The sequence below is a fragment of the Floccifex porci genome (genome assembly GCF_009696175.1).
GTDB classification, from domain to species: domain Bacteria; phylum Bacillota_I; class Bacilli_A; order Erysipelotrichales; family Erysipelotrichaceae; genus Floccifex; species Floccifex porci.
Genome location: NZ_VUMM01000003.1, coordinates 162,764 through 181,933, shown reverse-complemented (window position 1 = coordinate 181,933; position 19,170 = coordinate 162,764). Strand labels below are relative to the sequence as shown.

At 33.7% G+C, this 19,170-nt stretch carries 21 protein-coding genes and 7 tRNA genes; 15 read left to right on the top strand and 13 right to left on the bottom strand.

Annotation, left to right across the window (positions count from 1 at the left end; translation table 11 throughout):
- The first annotated feature begins 341 nt into the window (after window positions 1–341).
- The gene (locus FYJ50_RS03360; RefSeq protein ID WP_154459610.1) at window positions 342–494 is read left to right on the top strand and encodes a hypothetical protein; all 153 of its coding nucleotides are present in this window, start codon (window positions 342–344) and stop codon (window positions 492–494) included.
- Between the two features lie 70 nt (window positions 495–564).
- Here FYJ50_RS03360 and FYJ50_RS03355 read toward each other — a convergent pair.
- From FYJ50_RS03355 to FYJ50_RS03310, 10 genes are all read right to left on the bottom strand, one after another.
- Window positions 565–640: transfer RNA gene (locus FYJ50_RS03355), tRNA-Phe, on the bottom strand.
- 6 nt (window positions 641–646) lie between these two features.
- Window positions 647–723 (bottom strand) — tRNA-Met (locus FYJ50_RS03350).
- Between the two features lie 10 nt (window positions 724–733).
- Window positions 734–824: transfer RNA gene (locus FYJ50_RS03345), tRNA-Ser, on the bottom strand.
- A gap of 11 nt (window positions 825–835) precedes the next feature.
- Window positions 836–912, bottom strand: a tRNA-Ile gene (locus FYJ50_RS03340).
- A gap of 9 nt (window positions 913–921) precedes the next feature.
- Window positions 922–998: transfer RNA gene (locus tag FYJ50_RS03335), tRNA-Met, on the bottom strand.
- A gap of 3 nt (window positions 999–1,001) precedes the next feature.
- Window positions 1,002–1,078 (bottom strand) — tRNA-Pro (locus FYJ50_RS03330).
- 4 nt (window positions 1,079–1,082) lie between these two features.
- Window positions 1,083–1,159 (bottom strand) — tRNA-Arg (locus FYJ50_RS03325).
- Between the two features lie 121 nt (window positions 1,160–1,280).
- Window positions 1,281–1,871 (bottom strand): ABC-2 transporter permease, encoded by a 591-nt coding sequence (locus FYJ50_RS03320; RefSeq protein ID WP_154459609.1) that lies wholly within the window; start codon window positions 1,869–1,871, stop codon window positions 1,281–1,283.
- The gene (locus tag FYJ50_RS03315; protein ID WP_154459608.1) at window positions 1,868–2,719 is read right to left on the bottom strand and encodes an ABC transporter ATP-binding protein; all 852 of its coding nucleotides are present in this window, start codon (window positions 2,717–2,719) and stop codon (window positions 1,868–1,870) included. Before FYJ50_RS03315 ends, FYJ50_RS03320 begins: the two co-directional genes overlap by 4 nt.
- A 1-nt stretch (window position 2,720) precedes the next feature.
- Window positions 2,721–3,092, bottom strand: coding sequence for a GntR family transcriptional regulator (locus FYJ50_RS03310; RefSeq protein WP_154459607.1), 372 nt, complete (start codon window positions 3,090–3,092; stop codon window positions 2,721–2,723).
- 108 nt (window positions 3,093–3,200) lie between these two features.
- Between FYJ50_RS03310 and FYJ50_RS03305 the strand changes: the two genes are divergently transcribed.
- The 12 genes from FYJ50_RS03305 (at window position 3,201) to FYJ50_RS03250 (ending at window position 13,511) form a co-directional block, all read left to right on the top strand.
- A complete protein-coding gene (locus FYJ50_RS03305; protein ID WP_154459606.1) occupies window positions 3,201–3,890 on the top strand; it encodes an N-acetylmannosamine-6-phosphate 2-epimerase in 690 nt (229 codons plus the stop codon).
- 62 nt (window positions 3,891–3,952) lie between these two features.
- Complete coding sequence (locus tag FYJ50_RS03300) at window positions 3,953–5,341, top strand: TldD/PmbA family protein (RefSeq protein ID WP_154459605.1); 1,389 nt, start codon at window positions 3,953–3,955, stop codon at window positions 5,339–5,341.
- Window positions 5,334–6,659, top strand: coding sequence for a TldD/PmbA family protein (locus tag FYJ50_RS03295; RefSeq protein ID WP_154459604.1), 1,326 nt, complete (start codon window positions 5,334–5,336; stop codon window positions 6,657–6,659). Before FYJ50_RS03300 ends, FYJ50_RS03295 begins: the two co-directional genes overlap by 8 nt.
- 1 nt (window position 6,660) lies before the next feature.
- Window positions 6,661–7,440, top strand: a complete 780-nt coding sequence (locus FYJ50_RS03290) for an enhanced serine sensitivity protein SseB C-terminal domain-containing protein (protein WP_154459603.1) — start codon at window positions 6,661–6,663, stop codon at window positions 7,438–7,440.
- Window positions 7,427–8,737: a CCA tRNA nucleotidyltransferase gene (locus FYJ50_RS03285; protein WP_154459602.1), complete on the top strand. Its 1,311-nt coding sequence runs from the start codon at window positions 7,427–7,429 to the stop codon at window positions 8,735–8,737. Before FYJ50_RS03290 ends, FYJ50_RS03285 begins: the two co-directional genes overlap by 14 nt.
- Window positions 8,728–9,582, top strand: a complete 855-nt coding sequence (rmuC, locus tag FYJ50_RS03280; RefSeq protein ID WP_154459601.1) for a DNA recombination protein RmuC — start codon at window positions 8,728–8,730, stop codon at window positions 9,580–9,582. Before FYJ50_RS03285 ends, rmuC begins: the two co-directional genes overlap by 10 nt.
- Window positions 9,539–10,072, top strand: coding sequence for a macro domain-containing protein (locus FYJ50_RS03275; protein ID WP_154459600.1), 534 nt, complete (start codon window positions 9,539–9,541; stop codon window positions 10,070–10,072). Before rmuC ends, FYJ50_RS03275 begins: the two co-directional genes overlap by 44 nt.
- Window positions 10,056–10,586 (top strand): tRNA 5-(aminomethyl)-2-thiouridylate-methyltransferase MnmM, encoded by a 531-nt coding sequence (gene mnmM, locus FYJ50_RS03270; RefSeq protein ID WP_154459599.1) that lies wholly within the window; start codon window positions 10,056–10,058, stop codon window positions 10,584–10,586. The genes FYJ50_RS03275 and mnmM overlap by 17 nt, the downstream gene beginning before the upstream one ends.
- 1 nt (window position 10,587) lies before the next feature.
- Window positions 10,588–11,136 carry a glucose-6-phosphate isomerase family protein gene (locus FYJ50_RS03265; protein WP_154459598.1) on the top strand — a complete coding sequence of 183 codons (549 nt, stop codon included), beginning with the start codon at window positions 10,588–10,590 and terminating at the stop codon, window positions 11,134–11,136.
- A gap of 17 nt (window positions 11,137–11,153) precedes the next feature.
- On the top strand, window positions 11,154–12,320 hold the full coding sequence (locus FYJ50_RS03260; protein ID WP_154459597.1) for an iron-containing alcohol dehydrogenase: 1,167 nt from the start codon (window positions 11,154–11,156) through the stop codon (window positions 12,318–12,320).
- A 125-nt stretch (window positions 12,321–12,445) separates the two neighbouring features.
- Window positions 12,446–12,730 (top strand): hypothetical protein, encoded by a 285-nt coding sequence (locus FYJ50_RS03255; protein WP_154459596.1) that lies wholly within the window; start codon window positions 12,446–12,448, stop codon window positions 12,728–12,730.
- Window positions 12,714–13,511, top strand: coding sequence for an HAD family hydrolase (locus tag FYJ50_RS03250; protein WP_154459595.1), 798 nt, complete (start codon window positions 12,714–12,716; stop codon window positions 13,509–13,511). Before FYJ50_RS03255 ends, FYJ50_RS03250 begins: the two co-directional genes overlap by 17 nt.
- 12 nt (window positions 13,512–13,523) lie before the next feature.
- Here FYJ50_RS03250 and FYJ50_RS03245 read toward each other — a convergent pair whose 3' ends face one another.
- The 3 genes from FYJ50_RS03245 to FYJ50_RS03235 all read right to left on the bottom strand — a co-directional run bounded on the left by FYJ50_RS03245 (window position 13,524) and on the right by FYJ50_RS03235 (window position 16,830).
- Window positions 13,524–15,158, bottom strand: a complete 1,635-nt coding sequence (locus FYJ50_RS03245; protein ID WP_154459594.1) for a DUF885 family protein — start codon at window positions 15,156–15,158, stop codon at window positions 13,524–13,526.
- Window positions 15,159–15,181: 23 nt separating this feature from the next.
- Complete coding sequence (locus FYJ50_RS03240) at window positions 15,182–16,342, bottom strand: hemolysin family protein (protein ID WP_154459593.1); 1,161 nt, start codon at window positions 16,340–16,342, stop codon at window positions 15,182–15,184.
- A gap of 95 nt (window positions 16,343–16,437) precedes the next feature.
- Window positions 16,438–16,830 carry a CBS domain-containing protein gene (locus tag FYJ50_RS03235; RefSeq protein ID WP_154459592.1) on the bottom strand — a complete coding sequence of 131 codons (393 nt, stop codon included), beginning with the start codon at window positions 16,828–16,830 and terminating at the stop codon, window positions 16,438–16,440.
- Between the two features lie 177 nt (window positions 16,831–17,007).
- Here FYJ50_RS03235 and FYJ50_RS03230 point away from each other — a divergent pair, with 177 nt between their 5' ends.
- Both FYJ50_RS03230 and FYJ50_RS03225 read left to right on the top strand, forming a co-directional pair.
- The gene (locus tag FYJ50_RS03230) at window positions 17,008–17,910 is read left to right on the top strand and encodes an aspartate carbamoyltransferase catalytic subunit (RefSeq protein ID WP_154459591.1); all 903 of its coding nucleotides are present in this window, start codon (window positions 17,008–17,010) and stop codon (window positions 17,908–17,910) included.
- Window positions 17,901–19,166, top strand: a complete 1,266-nt coding sequence (locus tag FYJ50_RS03225; protein ID WP_154459590.1) for a dihydroorotase — start codon at window positions 17,901–17,903, stop codon at window positions 19,164–19,166. Before FYJ50_RS03230 ends, FYJ50_RS03225 begins: the two co-directional genes overlap by 10 nt.
- Window positions 19,167–19,170: the final 4 nt, after the last annotated feature.

The window sequence follows — 19,170 nt, the reverse complement described above, 5'->3', positions numbered from 1 at the left end:
TTCAGGTACAGGTGTAGTAATGCCTTTCTTATAATTCTTTACACATTCAAGTTTAAACTGCCATGTATACTTCATATAAAAACCCTCCTTACTGGCTTATTGTCCAGTTTGGAGGGTACATATCATTGTAGTTTCACATCAATGGGATAATTTTAATTATTTCGTGTGTCTACTTCAGTGGGATTATATCAGAAGAAAATCCTTTTTTTTATTGACAAAAATAGGTGTTCACACTTATTAAAACAAATGATTTCACAAATACTAAAACAATAAAAACAGTTGAAATTCAAGTCTTGTTTTCAATTTTATTTGGTTTAATATTTGATATCGAGGTGAATCATATGGAATATTTTATCAATGGAAAATTAACGGGGGAAAGAACATTCTGGTCAGCTGTAAATACATTGGCAGGGGAATATCAGAAAAAACTATTGTTAAATGGAAACAAGGTGCGTATAGCGGAAAGCTTATACTGGATGTGTCCGGTACGATAAGGAGTGAAAACTCCTTTTTTTTATATACAAAAAAAGCCCTTAGGTTTCCCTAAAGGCAATCTCTGACAAATGGTGGTCCCAGCCGGAGTTGAACCAGCGACACACGGATTTTCAGTCCGTTGCTCTACCAGCTGAGCTATGAGACCAACTAATGGTTGCGGGAGAAGGATTTGAACCAACGACCTCCGGGTTATGAGCCCGACGAGCTACCAGACTGCTCTATCCCGCGATATGAAAGATGGCGGAGAAGCTGGGATTCGAACCCAGGCGCCGCTTGCACGACCTACCGGTTTTCAAGACCGGACCCTTCAGCCACTTGGGTACTTCTCCATATAAAATTGTGGTGGACCCTGCAGGACTCGAACCTGCGACCGATCGGTTATGAGCCGACTGCTCTGACCAACTGCGCTAAGGGTCCAAACAAGGTTGGTGGCTGGAGTGAGACTCGAACTCACGACCTTCCGGGTATGAACCGGATGCTCTAGCCAACTAAGCTACCCAGCCAAATGGTCGGGATGGCAGGATTTGAACCTGTGACCCCTTGATCCCAAATCAAGTGCACTACCAAGCTGTGCTACATCCCGATGATGGCGCGCCCTGCAGGAATCGAACCCACAACCTTTTGATCCGTAGTCAAACGCTCTATCCAGTTGAGCTAAGGGCGCAAACAATTAGTGCCTAAATAATATAACACGCAGTATCATCATTTGCAAGAAGAAAATATAAATTTTTTTTATTTTTTCTTCCTAAGTCATTATATCATACACCAATTGTAAAAACCATTCTTTAATATTCTTTCTTTGATATGATTTGAATACTGATTCGATAAAACAGAACAATTAGAACCATCATAAGAATACCTAAGAATACAATGCTTATATTCATATTGATCAAAGGAATGACGGTAAATAAAGAAACCAGAAAGATTGTTGTGATCATAGTCGCAATTTTACTTTTTTCTGCTTCAAATTTTAATTTAATAGGAATCTGTAAACTGGAAACCATATAAGCAATCGGAAGCATTGTAATAGATATGATCAGAAATTCTATACTGAATTCATTCTGAATTATCATCATTATCAAACAGATCAGAAAGGAAACTGTCCATCCAATAACAGTCATAATCAGACTGACTATAAATTTTTCAATTACGTACTCTTTCTTTTTTACTGGAGTGGATAATAAATACAACATTCCATTTTCATACTGATCGTAACTGATGGTACCAATGGCAATAGATGCAAATATAAAACTCATATATAAGATTGCAGTATATGGAGAAATCTTATATAAGAATACACCTGCAATCAGCATTAATAAGACAAATCGTTTCTGTAGGGACATAATACAGAAATCTTTGATGATTAAACCTTTCATACTTTTACTCCTTTGATCATCATATAGATGAATTCATCAATGTTATTGTTTTCAATCACAATATCTGGATAATTTTCTAGATAAAACTGTTTCTGGTTTGTTAATAACGTATATCCAAACACTTCTTTTTTCTTCCTTAAGATATAAGAAAGATCCATTTCCTTCATCTGTTTATTATCTACTTTTAAAATTCCATAACAGCTTAACAGTGCATCCATTTCTTCTTCTAATAAAATATTTCCATCATCGATCATATATACATAATCACATAAATGTTCTAAATCATTGGATATATGAGAACTGATCAGTATCGTATGATTTTCATCTTTTTCCATAAATTCTCTTAACAGATCCAGTATTTCATCTCGAGCAATGACATCTAATCCTAATGTTGGTTCATCCAGTAATAAAAGCTGTGCATTGTGAGATAAAGCACATATAATTTTTAATTTGGATTTCATTCCAAATGAAAAACTTCGAATCTGTTTATCCCATGGAAGCTGATACAGATTGACTTTTGATGTGAAATAAGAATCATCAAAAGATAAATAAGACGCTTTTAAGATTTTCTTTAAATCTTTAATGGTTAAATAAGAACTGTAAAAAGAATCCGATAGAACAATACCAATCTTATTTTTATCTTCAATGGATAGATCATCTTTATCTTTATTTAATATTGTAATGGATCCATCATCGATCTGAATTAAATCCAGTATAGATTTATAAATGGTACTTTTACCTGAACCATTTTTTCCAATCAGTCCTGTAACCAAACCTTTTTTTATATTCATAGATACATTTAAATCAAAACCAGGATAGCTTTTTTTTAGCTGATTAATCTTTATCATGTTATTCCTCCAGTAATATTGATATAAGTTCTTTTATTTCTTCTTTTGTTAATCCATTCTGTAAAGCTTTTAAAAGAGTGGTTTCTAATTCCATTTGAATGTTTTTTCGAATTTCTTCTTCCAGTAAAGAAGGATTTATACATTTCACAAAACTTCCTTTTCCATGAATGGTCTGAATAAAACATTCCTGTTCTAAAAAGTCATATGCTTTTTTAACGGTAAGGGCACTGATTTTTAACTGATTGGCTAAAGATCGTACCGATGGAAGAGGATCGTTTTCTTTTAATTCATGATTCACAATTTGATTTCTGATCTGGTTGACTATCTGTTCATAAATAGGAACCATAGACGAATGATTGATTATAATCTTCATAAGAGTTCTCCTGTAAACAGTATATAACAGTATATAACACATTGCAATATAAAAATAGTTATAACTTTTATAAAAAAGGTGATAGAATAAAACAAGGAGGAACTTACTATGAGTAATTTAGATCAAGTAAAAGGGAATTTAATTGTATCTTGTCAGGCTTTGCCAGATGAACCACTTCATTCATCTTTCATTATGGGAAGAATGGCATTGGCTGCTTTACAGGGAGGAGCCAAAGGAATACGTGCCAATACAGTTGCGGATATTGTTGAAATTAAAAAGAATGTGGATCTGCCGGTTATTGGAATTATTAAAGAAGTATATGGAGACAGCCCGGTTTATATCACACCAACTATGAAAGAAGTGGATGCTTTGATGGAAATCAAACCAGACATTATCGCAGTGGATGCGACTTGCCGTGAACATCCAGATGGAAAATACATCGATGAATTCTTTAAAGATATTAAGGCAAAATATCCAGATCAGCTTCTGATGGCAGACTGTGCAACTCCTGAAGAAATGGTTCATGCCGATGAATTGGGATTTGATTTCATTGGAACGACACTGGTTGGATATACAGAACAGTCAAAAGGCATGAAAATTGAAAACGATGATTTCAAGATCATCCGTGATCTGTTGGCTGTATGTAAACATAGAGTCATTGCTGAAGGAAACATCGATACACCTGAAAAGGTAAGAAGAGTACTGGATTTAGGATGCTACAGCTGTGTAGTTGGTTCAATCATCACTCGTCCTCAGGTAATCACAAGACGTTTTGTGGATGCCATTGAAAATAAATAAAAATTAACCATCTGAATAAGATGGTTTTTTTGTAGTATAATATTTGGGAATGGAGAGTAAATATGTTAAATAAAGAACAATTGGAAACTTTATTATCAAAATGTTTGGATTCCGATGCTGATTTTGCGGAAATCTTTGAAGAAGATACCACTTCTCAATCCATTCAGATGCTGAATGGATTGGTTGAAGAGATCAATCAGAACAATCGAAGTGGAATCGGAGTACGGATTTATAAAGATTGTCAAACGGTTTATGGATATACAAATGATTTGGAAATGGAGTCATTACTGGCTTTTGTTTCTTCTTTAAAAGAAGCTTTTGGTAACATTGAAAAACAGATTCCAATACAGTTAAATGAGGAAATCATTGAAAATAAACATCCTGTTTTAATTCATCCAATAGAGGCAGATCTGAAAGATAAAATTGATTTATTAAAAAAAGCATATCGTATTGCGAAACATTATGATTCTCGTATTTTTAAAGTACAGACCAATCTATTAAGTGTCTGTCAGAATGTTCAGATATCTAATACTGAAGGAAAGTGGGTAAAGGATGTACGGATCCGTACGCGAATGCCTATTTCCAGTTATGCCAAAGATAAAGATCAGATGCAGTCTGGCTTTGAAGGACCAGGTGCCAGTATGGGACTGGAATATTTTAGTGATGAATTGATTCAGAAGGCAGCCAGCGAAGCTTCTCGAGTGGCAATCGTGAATTTAGAGGCAAAAGATTGTCCTTCTGGAAAAATGCCAGTCATCATTGACAATGGCTTTGGAGGCGTTATTTTTCATGAAGCGTGTGGACATGCACTGGAATCCAGTGCAGTGTCTAAAAATCAAAGTATTTTTACAGGTAAGCTGGGATGTCAGATTGCCAGTGAAAAAGTCACAGCAATCGATGATGGAACCATTTCAAATGCCTGGGGGTCTTCCAATGTAGATGATGAAGGAAATTTACAGCAGAGACGAGTTTTAATTGAAAAAGGAATCTTAAAATCGTATATGGTGGATCGTTTAAATGGAAGACGAATGCATATGAATTCCACTGGATCTTCTCGAAGACAATCATATAAATATGAACCCACTTCCAGAATGAGCAATACGTTTATTCAGGCTGGAGAAGATGATTTTGATGAAATGTTTGAAGGTATTTCCAGAGGTTTATACGCAAAGAAAATGGGTGGAGGAAGTGTAAATCCACAGACAGGAGAATTTAATTTTGCGGTCAATGAAGGGTACTTAATTGAAAATGGAAAGATTTCTTATCCAGTAAAAGGAGCCACTTTAATTGGCAGTGGAGATAAAATATTAATGAATATCGATCGGGTTGGTAAAGATTGTAAACGGGCACAGGGAATGTGTGGAGCCAGTTCCGGAAGCATTCCGACCGATGTTGGACAGCCTGCCATTCGTGTTTCATCAATTACTGTAGGAGGAACCAGCCATGAATAAAGAAAAATGGATACAGTGTGCTCTTGGAATGGGTTTGGATGAATTCGAGATTTATCAGGATGAAAGTTTTGAAAAAGGGATATCCTGGTTTGATGGGAAAATGGATGGATTTGAAACCAGCCATATTACAGGAACATCCATTCGTGGAACCATTGATGGAAAAATGGGTTCTATGGCTTTAGAACAGGTCTGTGATGATCAGTGTGAACGTGTCATTTCCCAATTAATGGATTCAATTGAGTATATCTGTCCAAAAGAAAAAGATCATCTTCGAAAACCAGAACCGATAGAATGGATCCATAAAGATATAAACTGGGTTCAGCCTTCAATGGACTTAGTTTATGATACAATACAGTATTTGGAAAAACAGGCATATAAAATGGATGGAAGAGTGATTCAGGTATCTCATATATCCTGGAATGAATCCAAGAGCACAAGAAGCATTTTCAATTCCCATGATATGAATGTAACCGATCACAATCAGCTTCAGTATTTAGCTATGTCTGTGGTAGTCAAAGAAAAAGATGAAGTTAAAACACATAATGAGATTGAAATTGTAGAAGATTTAAATCTATTTAATAGAGATGAATTTCTTTCAAAATTAATTCATAAATCAATATTAAAATTAAATTCCACTTCCTATCCGTCTCAGAAAATGAAAGTAATTTTTGAAAAAAATGCGATGACTTCTTTATTTTCAAGTTTTATGGGATTGTTCAGTGGAGATTTGATCTATAAAGGAATATCGTGTCTAAAAGGAAAAGAAAACCAGAAAATCTTTTCGGATTTGATCACAATTGTTGATGATCCTAAAAATTTAGAATCCTTAACCATCTGCTGTTTTGATGATGAAGGATGTCCAACCAGAAAAAAGAAGCTGGTTGAAAAAGGAATCTATAGAGTGGCTTTACAGAGCACAAAATCCGCCAGTCGTTTACATACAGAAAGTACTGGAAATGGATTTAAGTCTGGATATGCATCCCCTGTCAGTGTACAGCCTATGAATTGCTGCATCAAACCCGGACATCTTTCTTTAGATTCTATGATTCAGGAAATGAAAGATGGAATTGTGATTGAAGAATTAGCGGGACTGCACAGTGGCATTGATTTTGTCAGTACCAATTTCAGCTTACAGGCCAGTGGATATCTGGTTGTGAATGGAAAAAGAGATAGAAGTATATCTCTGATTACAGTAGCTGGAAATTTTATGGATCTGATGAATCAGGTCATCTGTGTTGGAAACGATCTGGATTGGTCTTATCGTACTATAGCCAGTCCAAGTATATATTTTAAAGAATGTTCAATTAGTGGAGAATAATATGGCAGAATTTAATAATGAAAAATTAAGAGATGTATTACGGGACTACAAAGAAAATCCAGTTCAGGAAAATATCAATCGAATGGGGACTACTTTGCAGACTTCCAGTATTCTGATTCCAGCTATCTGGGATGTGGAACCAAAAATGAATAAAGATGGACAAATGTTGTTTGAAAAAAATACACATTTTCAGTTTGCTTTATTAAAGACAAAAAATGGTTCACAATTTATTGTTGCGTTTACTTCTTATTATGATTATAAACACTGGGATGTAAATCATCGCTTTAAACCAATGGTTTTGCCTGTGGTTCGTTTTATGGAAGTCATACAGAATATTTCAAATGATATTAAAGGAATCTTTATCGATCCAACCGATGTAAAAATTCCTTTGGATATGAATTTTCTAAAACAGGTACAGGCTAGAGAAATGGCTCATCATACTTCCATTCAGAAAAAAGAATTTAAAGTGAATGAACAGTTAAGAGTTAGAGATGTATTAAAAAGAGAAGATTTTAAACAATCCATTGTTCGTTTTGGAAAACAGACACCTTCTATTAAATCCATTTATCTGAAAGAAAGACTGATTGAAAATGAACCGTCTCACTGGCTTCTTTTAGTGGATATGGAACAGGAAGAACCAAAGATGTTTCAGGCATTGGGAAGTTTTATTCATCCATATGATGAAAATAAAATGATGGAATTTATGTTTGCTTCTCATCCTGTTTCACAAAAGATCATCGCGGATTCTTCTCCGGTTTACAGTAAAGATGAAGTGGCCTGAATTTATTCTGGAAATCATTGATACTTTAAATCAGAATGGATTTGAAGCTTATCTGGTAGGTGGCTGTCTAAGAGATGCCTTATTAAATAGAGAATGTCACGATTATGATATTGCCACACAGGCCAGACCAGAACAGATCCTGAATCTGTTTGAACATTGTCAGACAAAAGGAATGTCTCATGGGACCATTGTGGTTTCAGGAAAATACGATGTGGAAATCACAACGTTTCGAAAAGAAAGCACATATTCCGATCATCGACATCCAGATTCGGTATCTTTTGTTCAGGACATAAAAGAAGATCTGTATCGTAGAGATTTTACCGTGAATGCAATGGCTTATCATCCTGAAAAAGGAATCATTGATTTGTTTAATGGACAAAAAGATTTAAAGGATAAAATACTAAAAACCGTAAAAGATGCCAGTCTTTCTTTTCAGGAAGATGCCTTACGAATGTTAAGAGCGTTTCGTTTTTGCGCAAAACTTCAATTTAAAATGGATGATTCTTTAAAAATCGCAATTGAAAAGAATAAACATCTCATTCAATATGTTTCAAAAGAAAGAATCTGGGAAGAATTAAGTGAAATTCTTAAATACGATCCTTTTCAGATTGAAGAAATGGTGGATCTGTTAGAACCGGTTCTTCCAGAACTTAAACAATGTTACAACTGTCAGCAGAACAGTCCATATCATTTTACCAATGTTCTTTCCCATTCTTTATTATCTGTATCATACTGTCATCCTTATGATGAAACCATTGCTTATGCACTGCTGTTTCATGATTTAGGAAAACCACAGGTGAAAAAAACAGAAAAGGGAGTGGATCATTTTAAAGGACATCCAAAAGTGTCTTATGAAATCGCAAAGCGTATCTGTACAGGCTTTAAAGTGTCTAACCGACAGAAAGAAAGAATTGAACAGCTGGTTTATTATCACGATGATGGCTTTACAAAAGGATTGGATTCCGTTTATAAATTTCGAATCGAATTGAACTGGGATGATGAAAGGCTCAATCAGCTTATTGAAGTCAGACGATGTGATTTAATGGCTCATTCTAAAAAAGGAAGAGAAACACTGCATCAGCTGAATGATTTTATAGAGCTGTATGAAAAATGTAAAAAAGAAAGAATTTTTACTTTAAAAGAATTAAATCTGAATGGAAAGGATATACAAAATTGTGATATTCCAAAAGAGAAAATAAAAGAAGTATTAAAAGATTGTTTAAAATATGTTTTTTATCATCCAGATAAGAATGATAAAGAAACATTGATGTTATATATTAGAGACGTATGGAAATAGTAATTGTAATTTTATTAACAATATTGATTGTTTGTGTTTTGTTTCTGATTGTAGAAATAAAACACAAGAATAAAGAGGAAAATGAAACGATTCGTTCAATAGAAAATATGGAACAGGATCTGAAAAAGATGAATCTGATATTCAATAATACCAAACAGAGAGGAAACTGGGGAGAATATCAGCTGGAGTATTTATTAAATATGTATGCTTCTGAAAATAAAGAAGTGTTTCAGATGCAGTATCCACTTGAAAATAAGAAAATAGCCGATGCCATCTTATATACATACGATCATCAGATTTTATGTATTGATTCAAAATTTCCGATGGAAAATTATTTAAAAATGATCGAAGATAAAGAAAACCAGGAATATTATTTTCGTTTGTTTAAAAACAATATGAAAAAACACATTCAGGACATTTCTCAGAAATACATCACACCACAGACGATGAATCAGGCCATTCTATTTATTCCCAGTGAAGCCATTTATCAGTTTGTATGCGCAAAATGTTCGGATCTATTTCAGGAAGCTTTATCCAGTCATGTACTATTGGCATCTCCCACTACTTTAGTGGGAATTGTCTATACGATACTGTCACAGACAAAAGATTTTTATAGACAGGAGCATGTAGAAGAAATTGAAAAAGATTTAAAAGTACTACTGGAAGATGTCAATCGTTTGCTTCAAAGAAGCGAAAAAGCACAGAACAATTTAAATCTTTTACAGGATCAGTTTGAAATGGTTCATACATCGTGTAAGAAAATTGGAAAACGAATTCAGAAAATAACGGAAGGAGAACAGGATGATCACAACATTAAAAGGAGATATAACGGGTCTGGACTTTGATATGATTGTAAATCCAGCTTCTTCCAGTCTGATGCCTCAACCAGGATTGTGTTCCCAGATTTTTTCAAAAGCAGGAAAAGGACTGGTTGATGAATGTATATCTTTAAAGGGATGTGAAATGACACAGGCAAAAATCACAAAAGCTTATGATCTTCCAAGCCACTTTATCGTTCATGTGGCAATGCCTGTTTTTATAGATTCAAAGGAAGAAGAAAGCGAATTGCTGGAAGCGTGTTACTGGAATGCACTGGCTTGTGCCTATGGTTTTGTGTTTGCACAGAAAAGAAAAGAATGCACACTGGCTTTTCCTATATTAGGCTATGAACAGGGTTTTGATAAAAGAAAAGCGTGTCATATTGCCGTAAATACCATTCAAAGACTGTTTAGAGAATATCCGGATGCCAAAATCATTCATGTGATCTTTGTCTGTGACGATCAGGAAAATTATTCGTATATAAAAGAGGAACTTCATTATGCATTCCATGGTTGAAATCTCACATGAATTTTTAAAACCGGTTTTACATCCACAGGCCATCTGTGTGGATGGAACATTTGGAACTGGAAAAGACAGTGTATTCTTTTTAAATCAGAAAGTTAAGAAAGTGATTGCCTTTGAAATTCAGAAAGAAGCCATTGATGCCTGTACCATTACCGATCCTCGTTTCATTCTGAATCCGGCAGGACATGAAAACATGGATGAATATATACAGGAGGAAATTGATGCGATAATCTTTAATTTTGGATATTGTCCTGGATTGGACCCATCAATTTCTACAAAATGGCAAACCAGCTGTACAGCTGTAAAAAAAGGGTTGTCTTTATTGAAACAGAAAGGAAGGATGGCACTGGTTTTATATCCTCATGAACAGGGAAGAATAGAAGCGGAAAAAATAGAAAGCATGTTATCTGAATTGGATGTTTATAAATATTCAATTTTAAAAATGAATTTATTAAATCAGGATAAAAGTCCTTATATAATTGGAATTGAAAAAAGGGAGAAATAAAATGGAAATTCTAGATTCAAAATTATTTCATGATTTTCATGGAATGTTAAAGGGACAGGAAGTAACCACTTCTAAAAAATTATATAAAGATGCCAAAGGATTTTATCAGAGTGTGGATGCATCTTTAGATGACAATACGATTATGTATGAAGTAAGCTGTGTCAATGCATCGAAAAAAGAAGAAGGATATTTAAACTGGGGAATCAGTTTGCTTCATCCTGTTTATGTAAATGGAGAATGCAATATGACAAGAGGGCATTTTCATAAAGATTTAAATTGTGAAGAATATTACTGGTGTGCATCGGGAACTGGTTTATTAATGTTTATGGATGAAAATGGAAAAACATGGTGTGAAAAGATGAAAGAAGGGTCTTTACATCATATCAATGGCCATCATGCTCATCGTCTGATTAATACCGGAAACGAAGATCTAAAAGTCATCTGTGTATGGAATGCCAATGCTGGACACGATTATCAAAGAGTGGAACAGATGCCTTTTAATGTCCGCGTCTTTAAAAAAGGAGAAGAAATCTATACACAAAAGAGATAATGGAATGAGAGGTTTTTATGAATAATTTTAGATTTTATAATCCATGTGAAATTTATTTCGGAAAAGAACAGGAAAAGAATGCAGGTAAGCTTTGTGCAAAATACGGTCATAAAGTATTAATGGTCTATGGAAAAAACAGTATTAAGAAAAATGGAGTTTATGATACGGTTATTTCTTCTTTTAAAGAAGAAAATATCGAATTTATCGAATTGAATGGTGTAAAACCCAATCCAGAAATGGATCTGGTTTATAAAGGGATTGAAATCTGTAAAAATGAAAACATCGATTTTGTATTGGCTGTTGGTGGAGGAAGTGTCATTGACTGTGCCAAAGCCATTGCGACTGGTGCTTTGTATGATGGGGATGCCTGGGATTTTTATTTAAGAAAACGCAAACCAGAAAAAGCATTGCCTGTAGGAACGATATTAACTGTTGTGGGAGCCGGTTCAGAAATGTCCAACAGCAATGTTATCACAAAAGGAAATCTGAAAAGAGATTTTGATAACGAAATCATCATTCCAAAATTCAGTATTCTAAATCCAGAACTGACTTATACGGTTTCTCCATTCCAGACAGCCTGTGGTTCTTTTGATGCCATTTCCCATTTACTGGAACGTTATTTTACACCAACCGAAAGCACAGATGTGACCGATCGCATGATTGAAGGTCTTGTTCAAACATTGATGATCTATACCCCACTGGCAATGAAACATCCAGACTGTTATGAATATCGTGCTCAGATTATGTGGGCAGCCACTTTAGCGCAGAATGGATTGATGAATACAGGAAGAGATGGAGACTGGGCCTGTCATAAGATCGAACATGAATTGTCCGGAGAATTTGATATAGCGCATGGATTGGGTCTTGCGATGATTTATCCTTCCTGGTTAATTTATGTCGCAAAGGAAAATATGCCTCGATTCAGACAATTTGGAAGACGAATATTAGGTGTGGATGTAATGGAAGAGGATGATAAAACCATTGAATGCATTGTAGATGCTTTTGTGGATTTTGAAAAGAAGATTGGTTTAGACTATAATATTTCATCTTTAGAAATGGATGATGAAAAATGTAAAGAACTGGCCATTCGTACCTGCTGGAACTCAGATACAAAAGGTAAGTTCAGAAAACTGACTTCTGATGATATTTATCGTATTTTAAAAAACGCAAAAACTTTTGAATAAAAAGAATTAAGTGCTTACAATTTGGTATATAAAAATAAAATATTTGTTTTTATATAAATAAACAAAAAAAATCTATATTTTTCTTTTGTATCCTTCATAATAAAGGTACAAAAGGAGTGATGAATATGTTATATGCAACACATTATGAGCCAGAAGAATTTGTACAGCTGATTTCTAAAAAAAATCTAAAAGTATTTGAAAGAGTATATGTTTTAGATTCAAGTATTGCTGGAATCGTCTATATGTGTAAAGATGATGAAAATTTATATTATATGGATCGTTTTATTCCATCAAAAGAAAAAGAAGCTGAATTCTTAAATTTAGATGCATATGAAATTCATCAGGAATTGTATGTCAAAATTAATTTGGATCAGAAGATGAGAAGGAAAGAATATGAGTATAAATTATAAAGGAAGAAAAATAAAATACATTGCCAGTGACTTAGATGGAACTTTATTGTTTGATGAAGGACATAAACTGGATGATGAAACCTATGAACTGATTTCTAAATGCATTGATGAAAATGTATTATTTATTGTTGCCAGTGGAAGAACGTATCAGAATGAACTGGAAGTCATGAAGCCCATTGCCCATCGTATTTCTTATATAGCTGGAAATGGAGCTCATTGTTTTCATAAAGGAAAACAGATTGTTTCCGAATATATTGAAAAGAAAGATGCGTATAAAGTATTTGATTTAGTGGAACAGGTTGGAAACTGTCATATGTTTATTTCCTGCAATGGAAAAATGTATACCAATTCAAAAGATAAAGAGTTTTTAAGACATATGAATGAAGATGTTCATTTATTTGTGAATCCGATTCAGAATATAAGAGAAATTAAAGAAGACATTGATAAAATATCATTGTTTAAGTTTAATGGATTTGAAGATATTCAACCTATATTTGTACAGGAACTTCCTCAGATGAAGGTTGTGACCAGTGGAAACCAGTGGCTTGATTTTTTACCTTTACACGTGAACAAAGGAAATGCTTTAAAGAAATTACTAAAGATGGAAGGGATTTCTTTGGAAGATGGAATTGCCTTTGGAGATCAGGAAAACGATGTTGAAATGATACGTTGTGCTGGAATTGGATATGGAATGAAACATGGAGCCAAGAAATTAAAGGAAGCTTCGGATGTATTAATTGATAGTGCAAAGAATCAGCTGAAAGAAATTGTAATGGCATAAAGAGCTGAAAAATCAGCTCTTTTTAAACATTTTTGATAATACATCAAAATAAACATTTCCATACTGTAATAGCTGGGTATGAAATTGTAGATCGGATCCTTTAAAAGAATCTTTTAACTGTTTCACCTGTAAATATCCATAATAATATGATAAGAATACACCTGGATTTTCGGCAATCTGATTATAAAAAGAAGACATATCCATATTATATTGTTCATTTAATTCTTCTAAGGTTAGACCATCGTAATGAATGGATAAATCCAGTAAAGCGGTTAAATAAAAATTCAATTCATTTTCCAATTTACAGGCTTTGGTATCTTTATCCAGATACTTTAAAGCGTACAGTTGTGCATAAGTCGCATAACCTTCGGATAAACCACTGCTGTTAAATAAATACTGAATGCTGGTATCCAGATTTTCTAAATTGTATTGAGCCTGGTACATATGTCCCATAATTCCTTCATGGGCTAAAGTGGTATACATTTCAATATCTTCTATATCTTTTCCATAATCTCTTTTATTATAGCGAATCTGGTAAGGAGAACTGTTATCAATGGCTGGAATGATAAAATAGGCAACCACTCCATCTGTACTCTGGTCATCATCCAAAGCTTTGATTTCATAGTTCATCTGACCAACTTCTGGAAAATCTTTTTTATAATTTTCATTTAGAAAAGATAAAATTTCTTCTACCGTTGTAAAAGAAGTGGTAAGGCTGGTTTCATAATCTGAAAGTTTCAGATAGTCTTTTAATGTCTCATCTAAAGCATTTTCTAATTCTTTCTGTATTGTTTCTATACTTTTTGTGGTACCTGTTGCCTGTTCTACTATATATTTATAATATTCTTTTCCATTTTTAATATAATATAATCCGGTCATAGGAATTACTTGATCTTCATATTGAATCAATGTATCCAGTAATCTTTGATAAGAAGGAAAAAAATCATTTTGCAGTACCTGTTCTACTTTTGATTTATAATCTTCTTTTGAATCAATGGATAAAGAATCAATTTCATTCATTAAATGAGAAGTAACACTGGAATCTTCTCTGGAATCAATAATTTCCTGAATGGAGTTCAAAACGCTTTTGGTATCGTACATCAACAGATCCATATCTGCCTGTTTTTTGATATAGGCAATCATCTCATCAAAATAACGAGGGACATCTTTGATCAATACAATCAGATTTTTGACATCCTGTTCGTTTCGTAAAGTGTATTCACTAAAGAAAGTAATAAGCTGTTCATGTATTCCGTTCATAGAACTTAATACATTGGTATTGTATAAGATTTCTTCTTTATTCAGATTTAATTCTAAATTCCATTCTTTTTCTAATTCCAGATAAATACTTTTTTGAGTATGATCTAAAGAATCATAATCAAAAGAATGAAGAGTATTTAAATTTTCTTTGATTTCTTTATCATTATCTGTAATAAAATCACCTAAAGAAACCTCAACTTTCGAAAGATCAATATGAAAATCTTCTGGGTTTTCTAACATCTGATGCATAGTTGTATAATCAGATTCCATTGTTTCTATAAAAATCTGATCACAGAATGAAGTGAATTCTTCATTGGGTTTATCAGGTGTACTTGTACAGGAACACAATAAACAGATGGATAAAAAAACAGATAGTAATTTTTTCATGTTTCCTCCAAAAAAAGATGAACTTATGGTTCATCTTGCACTTCTTTTTTATAGACGATCATCTGATCGATGCGATGATGCGTCATATTCTTAACATGTACATGAATGTCTTTTAAATCGATATCAAAAGTAGAACCATCTTCTGGAAGTTTTCCATAACAGTCCAGTATATATCCTCCAAAAGTTTCAAATTCATCAATGGGAAGTGGAATGTTTAATACATCCTGTACTTCTTCTAAGTCGGTGGTTCCATTGATTAAATATTTGTCTTTTGATAATTTCTGTATGTCTTCTGGTTCTACAAAATCATCTTCCTCATTCATTTCCCCTAAAATGGTTTCCACAATATCGTGTAAAGTCACAATTCCGTTCATTCCACCATATTCATCCAGTACAATCGCAAAATAAGTTTTTCTTTGTTGCATTTCACGGAATAAATCATCGGTTTTCATATTTTCGGGAACAAAGAATGGTTTATCCACTGCATTTTTCATCACAAGGTCAATGGTTAAGTTGGAAAGACGGAAATAATCTCGAGTATCTAAAACACCAATAATGTCATCTTCATCTTTTTCATAAACGGGATAAAATGTATGTCGATTGTTTAAAATGATCGTATGCCATTCTTTTATGGTTTCTTCTAAAGATAAACTGATGACCTCTGATCGATGGGTACAGATTTCATCGACACTGGTATCATCAAATTCAAATATATTTTCAATATATTCTTTTTGTGGTTCTTCTAAATTTCCACTTTCACTGGAAGCGGTGATCATTTCACGAATGTCTTTTTCACTGACTTTCTGTGGCTTTGTGACTTTTATTTGAATAAAGAAAGTTAAAACGGATAAAATAGGATACAGTTTAAAGAAAGAATTCATGATTTTTAACTGAAATGAATCAGTTCTTTTCAAAATGAAGATCTTCACAAGTTTTTCAATGATCAGGTAGTATACATATCCATATACGATTACCGTTCCAATTAAAAAATAAATGGATAGGTAAGGATATAATGTATACACCAGTAAGAGTAAAATTGAAAAATTGATCATCATTAAATAAAACGATATACAGGTTAAAATGGAATCCGTTTTATCATTTTTAGAATCAAATTCAAATAAGGTATAAACCATAGATAAATAAATAGATAGAATGATTAAAATTATAAATGGGAAAGGGTTCATAGTTGAACTCCTTTCTTATTTATGGGAATCGGGTCCTCAGTGTTCATTTTTTAAAATTTCTCCTTTTTCTTAAAATAATACACAAATTGATTCTATTATGCAAACTGTGTAAATAAAGACTCTAAAATTACTTTACGTGTAATAATTCCAATAAATATATTACGATCATCTACGACCGGTACATAATTCTGTTTTAAAGATTGTCTTAAGATTTCCATCATAGGAGTACTAATAGATACAGCAGGCATAAATTCTTTACGAATCAGACTTTTAATTGATTTTTTTAAATTTGGATTTTCATTGTATACATACCATAAAAAATCTCCTTCGGTAATCGAACCTATATAACAACCCTCTTTATCAATAACCGGAATGGCTGTATATCCACTTTTTTTCATTTCTTCCAATGCTTCTTCAATGGTTAAAGAACCATTCAGATAAAAAACATCTCCTTTCTTTTTTAAATAGAAGAAAATGTTGTCTTTCATGTAAATCACCTCATATTTATTGTACTAGAAATATTTTTAAGATTGTCAAACAATTGTGGTAAATAAAAAGTTTATTATGGAATACAATATAGGATTGAAAAAACAAATTGTTGTGATAAAATAGGGTAAGAAAATTTGGAGGGATCCATTTTTATTATAAGTTAGGAGGATTTTTTAATGAATAAACATTCGTTACTGTCCATGAAAGATCTATCTACCGATGACATTTTTAGTATTCTTAATGATGCTAGACTTTTTAATATTTCGTATCGAGATTGGCAACTTCCTTTGCATAAGGCATTGGTTGCTAATCTTTTTTTTGAGCCAAGCACAAGAACACATTTTTCGTTCGCTAGTGCTCAACATCAGCTGGGATGCCAAGTAGAAGATTTCAATGCAGAAACATCCAGTGTACAAAAAGGGGAAACTTTATACGATACAGTGAAGACATTTGAAGCCATTGGCTATGATGCATTGGTAATTCGACATCCAAAAGATGAATATTTTAAATACCTGGAAGGAATCCAGATTCCAATCATTAATGCAGGAGATGGTGCTGGAAACCATCCATCTCAGTGTTTACTGGATTTACTGACAATTTATGATGAATTTAATACATTTAAAGATTTGAACGTAGTGATTGTAGGAGACATTCTACATTCACGTGTGGCAGCCAGTGATAAAGATGCATTGGATCGATTGGGAGCCAATGTGGTATTTGCAGGACCTGAACAATGGCAAAGAGAAGGATTTCCTGTCATGGATCTTGATGAAGCCATTGAATGGGCCGATGTGGTTATGATGCTTCGAATTCAGAAAGAAAGAGGGGCTGCCTTGAGTGGAGGAATTGATTATTTAAATCGATATGGTTTGAATAAAGAAAGATATTCCAGAATGAAAGAACATGCGATCATTATGCATCCAGCGCCTTTTAATCGAGGTGTGGAAATTGATGGAGATCTGGTTGAAAGTGAAAAATCACGTATCTTTAAACAGATGTCAAATGGAGTACTGGTTCGTAAAGCCATTATGAAAAGAGCGTTTGGATTTGAACCATTTAAGGAGGAAGTATGCAAGTAATTCGAAATGGGAATGTACTGATTGATGGACAATTAAAAAAAGTGGATGTTTTATTTGATGAAAAGGAAATCCTTGATATCAGAGAAAAGATTGAATGTGACTGTCCAGAAGTGGATGCTTCAGGCTGTGTGGTTTTGCCTGGTTTTGTGGATGTTCATGTACATTTAAGAGAACCTGGATTTACAAAAAAAGAAACCATTCGTACTGGAACCAAAGCAGCTGCCCATGGTGGTTTTACCAGCATCTTCTGTATGCCTAATGTCATTCCGTATCCAGACAATGTCAAGACTATGGAAGATTATTTAAAATTAATTGAAGAACAATCCGTAGTTCATACCCATCCTTATGCCTGCATCACAAAGAGTGAAGCTTCTAAAGAAGTGGTGGATATGAAGGCAATTTCAAAACTGGGAATTCACTGGTACAGCGATGATGGAGTTGGCGTAGCCAGTGAAAAGATAATGAAAGAAGCGATGGAATGTGCCAGAGAAAATCAGGCAATGATCGTGGCTCATACCGAAGATATGGCTTATCGTAAACCAAAAGCCTGTGTACATGAAAGTGAAATTACAGCCGCTAAAGGATGGCTGGGAATCCCAAGTGCCTGTGAAAGTGCACAGCTGATTCGAGATTTGAAGCTGGTGGAAGAGACGAAAAGTACATATCATGCCTGTCATATTTCGGCCAAAGAAAGTGTAGAAGCTTTAAGACAGGCTAAGAAAAAGGGCTTGAATGTATCAGGAGAAGTAACTGTACATCATCTATTATTGGAAGATAAAGATGTACAGGGACCAAACTGGAAAATGAATCCTCCTTTACGTTCTCATAAAGATCGTATGGCTTTAATTGAAGGATTGGAAGATGGGTCTCTGGATTTTATTGCCAACGATCATGCACCTCATACCGAAGAAGAAAAAAGTCGTCCAATGGAAGTTTGTCCATTTGGAATCGTATCTTTAGAAACTTGTTTTCCTTTGTTGTATACCCAGTTTGTGAAAAAAGAAAAACGATGGACATTGGCACAGCTTGTCAGCTGGATGAGTACCAAACCTGCCATTCGTTTTGGTCTGGATAAAGTTGGAAAAATTCAAAAGGGATACAGTTCTGATTTTGTGATCATAAATTTAGAAGAAGAATATACAATTGACAGCAATGATTTTGAATCTATGGGAAAGAATACACCATTTAATGGATGGGATGTATTTGGTAAAGTAAAACAGACAATCGTATCGGGAAATACTGTTTGGAAAGGGTAATTTT

What these genes read in the sequence shown, in the direction of transcription:
- FYJ50_RS03300 (WP_154459605.1), top strand. Translation starts at nt 3,953, where the DNA reads ATGTTAAATAAAGAACAATTGGAAACTTTATTATCAAAATGTTTGGAT.
- FYJ50_RS03305 (WP_154459606.1), top strand. Translation starts at nt 3,201, where the DNA reads ATGAGTAATTTAGATCAAGTAAAAGGGAATTTAATTGTATCTTGTCAG.
- FYJ50_RS03225 (WP_154459590.1), top strand. Translation starts at nt 17,901, where the DNA reads ATGCAAGTAATTCGAAATGGGAATGTACTGATTGATGGACAATTAAAA.
- FYJ50_RS03250 (WP_154459595.1), top strand. Translation starts at nt 12,714, where the DNA reads ATGAGTATAAATTATAAAGGAAGAAAAATAAAATACATTGCCAGTGAC.
- FYJ50_RS03315 (WP_154459608.1), bottom strand. Translation starts at nt 2,719, where the DNA reads ATGATAAAGATTAATCAGCTAAAAAAAAGCTATCCTGGTTTTGATTTA.
- mnmM (WP_154459599.1), top strand. Translation starts at nt 10,056, where the DNA reads ATGCATTCCATGGTTGAAATCTCACATGAATTTTTAAAACCGGTTTTA.
- FYJ50_RS03260 (WP_154459597.1), top strand. Translation starts at nt 11,154, where the DNA reads ATGAATAATTTTAGATTTTATAATCCATGTGAAATTTATTTCGGAAAA.
- FYJ50_RS03360 (WP_154459610.1), top strand. Translation starts at nt 342, where the DNA reads ATGGAATATTTTATCAATGGAAAATTAACGGGGGAAAGAACATTCTGG.
- FYJ50_RS03245 (WP_154459594.1), bottom strand. Translation starts at nt 15,158, where the DNA reads ATGAAAAAATTACTATCTGTTTTTTTATCCATCTGTTTATTGTGTTCC.
- FYJ50_RS03310 (WP_154459607.1), bottom strand. Translation starts at nt 3,092, where the DNA reads ATGAAGATTATAATCAATCATTCGTCTATGGTTCCTATTTATGAACAG.
- FYJ50_RS03275 (WP_154459600.1), top strand. Translation starts at nt 9,539, where the DNA reads ATGATCACAACATTAAAAGGAGATATAACGGGTCTGGACTTTGATATG.
- FYJ50_RS03235 (WP_154459592.1), bottom strand. Translation starts at nt 16,830, where the DNA reads ATGAAAGACAACATTTTCTTCTATTTAAAAAAGAAAGGAGATGTTTTT.
- FYJ50_RS03255 (WP_154459596.1), top strand. Translation starts at nt 12,446, where the DNA reads ATGTTATATGCAACACATTATGAGCCAGAAGAATTTGTACAGCTGATT.
- FYJ50_RS03290 (WP_154459603.1), top strand. Translation starts at nt 6,661, where the DNA reads ATGGCAGAATTTAATAATGAAAAATTAAGAGATGTATTACGGGACTAC.
- FYJ50_RS03285 (WP_154459602.1), top strand. Translation starts at nt 7,427, where the DNA reads ATGAAGTGGCCTGAATTTATTCTGGAAATCATTGATACTTTAAATCAG.
- FYJ50_RS03230 (WP_154459591.1), top strand. Translation starts at nt 17,008, where the DNA reads ATGAATAAACATTCGTTACTGTCCATGAAAGATCTATCTACCGATGAC.
- rmuC (WP_154459601.1), top strand. Translation starts at nt 8,728, where the DNA reads ATGGAAATAGTAATTGTAATTTTATTAACAATATTGATTGTTTGTGTT.
- FYJ50_RS03320 (WP_154459609.1), bottom strand. Translation starts at nt 1,871, where the DNA reads ATGAAAGGTTTAATCATCAAAGATTTCTGTATTATGTCCCTACAGAAA.
- FYJ50_RS03265 (WP_154459598.1), top strand. Translation starts at nt 10,588, where the DNA reads ATGGAAATTCTAGATTCAAAATTATTTCATGATTTTCATGGAATGTTA.
- FYJ50_RS03240 (WP_154459593.1), bottom strand. Translation starts at nt 16,342, where the DNA reads ATGAACCCTTTCCCATTTATAATTTTAATCATTCTATCTATTTATTTA.
- FYJ50_RS03295 (WP_154459604.1), top strand. Translation starts at nt 5,334, where the DNA reads ATGAATAAAGAAAAATGGATACAGTGTGCTCTTGGAATGGGTTTGGAT.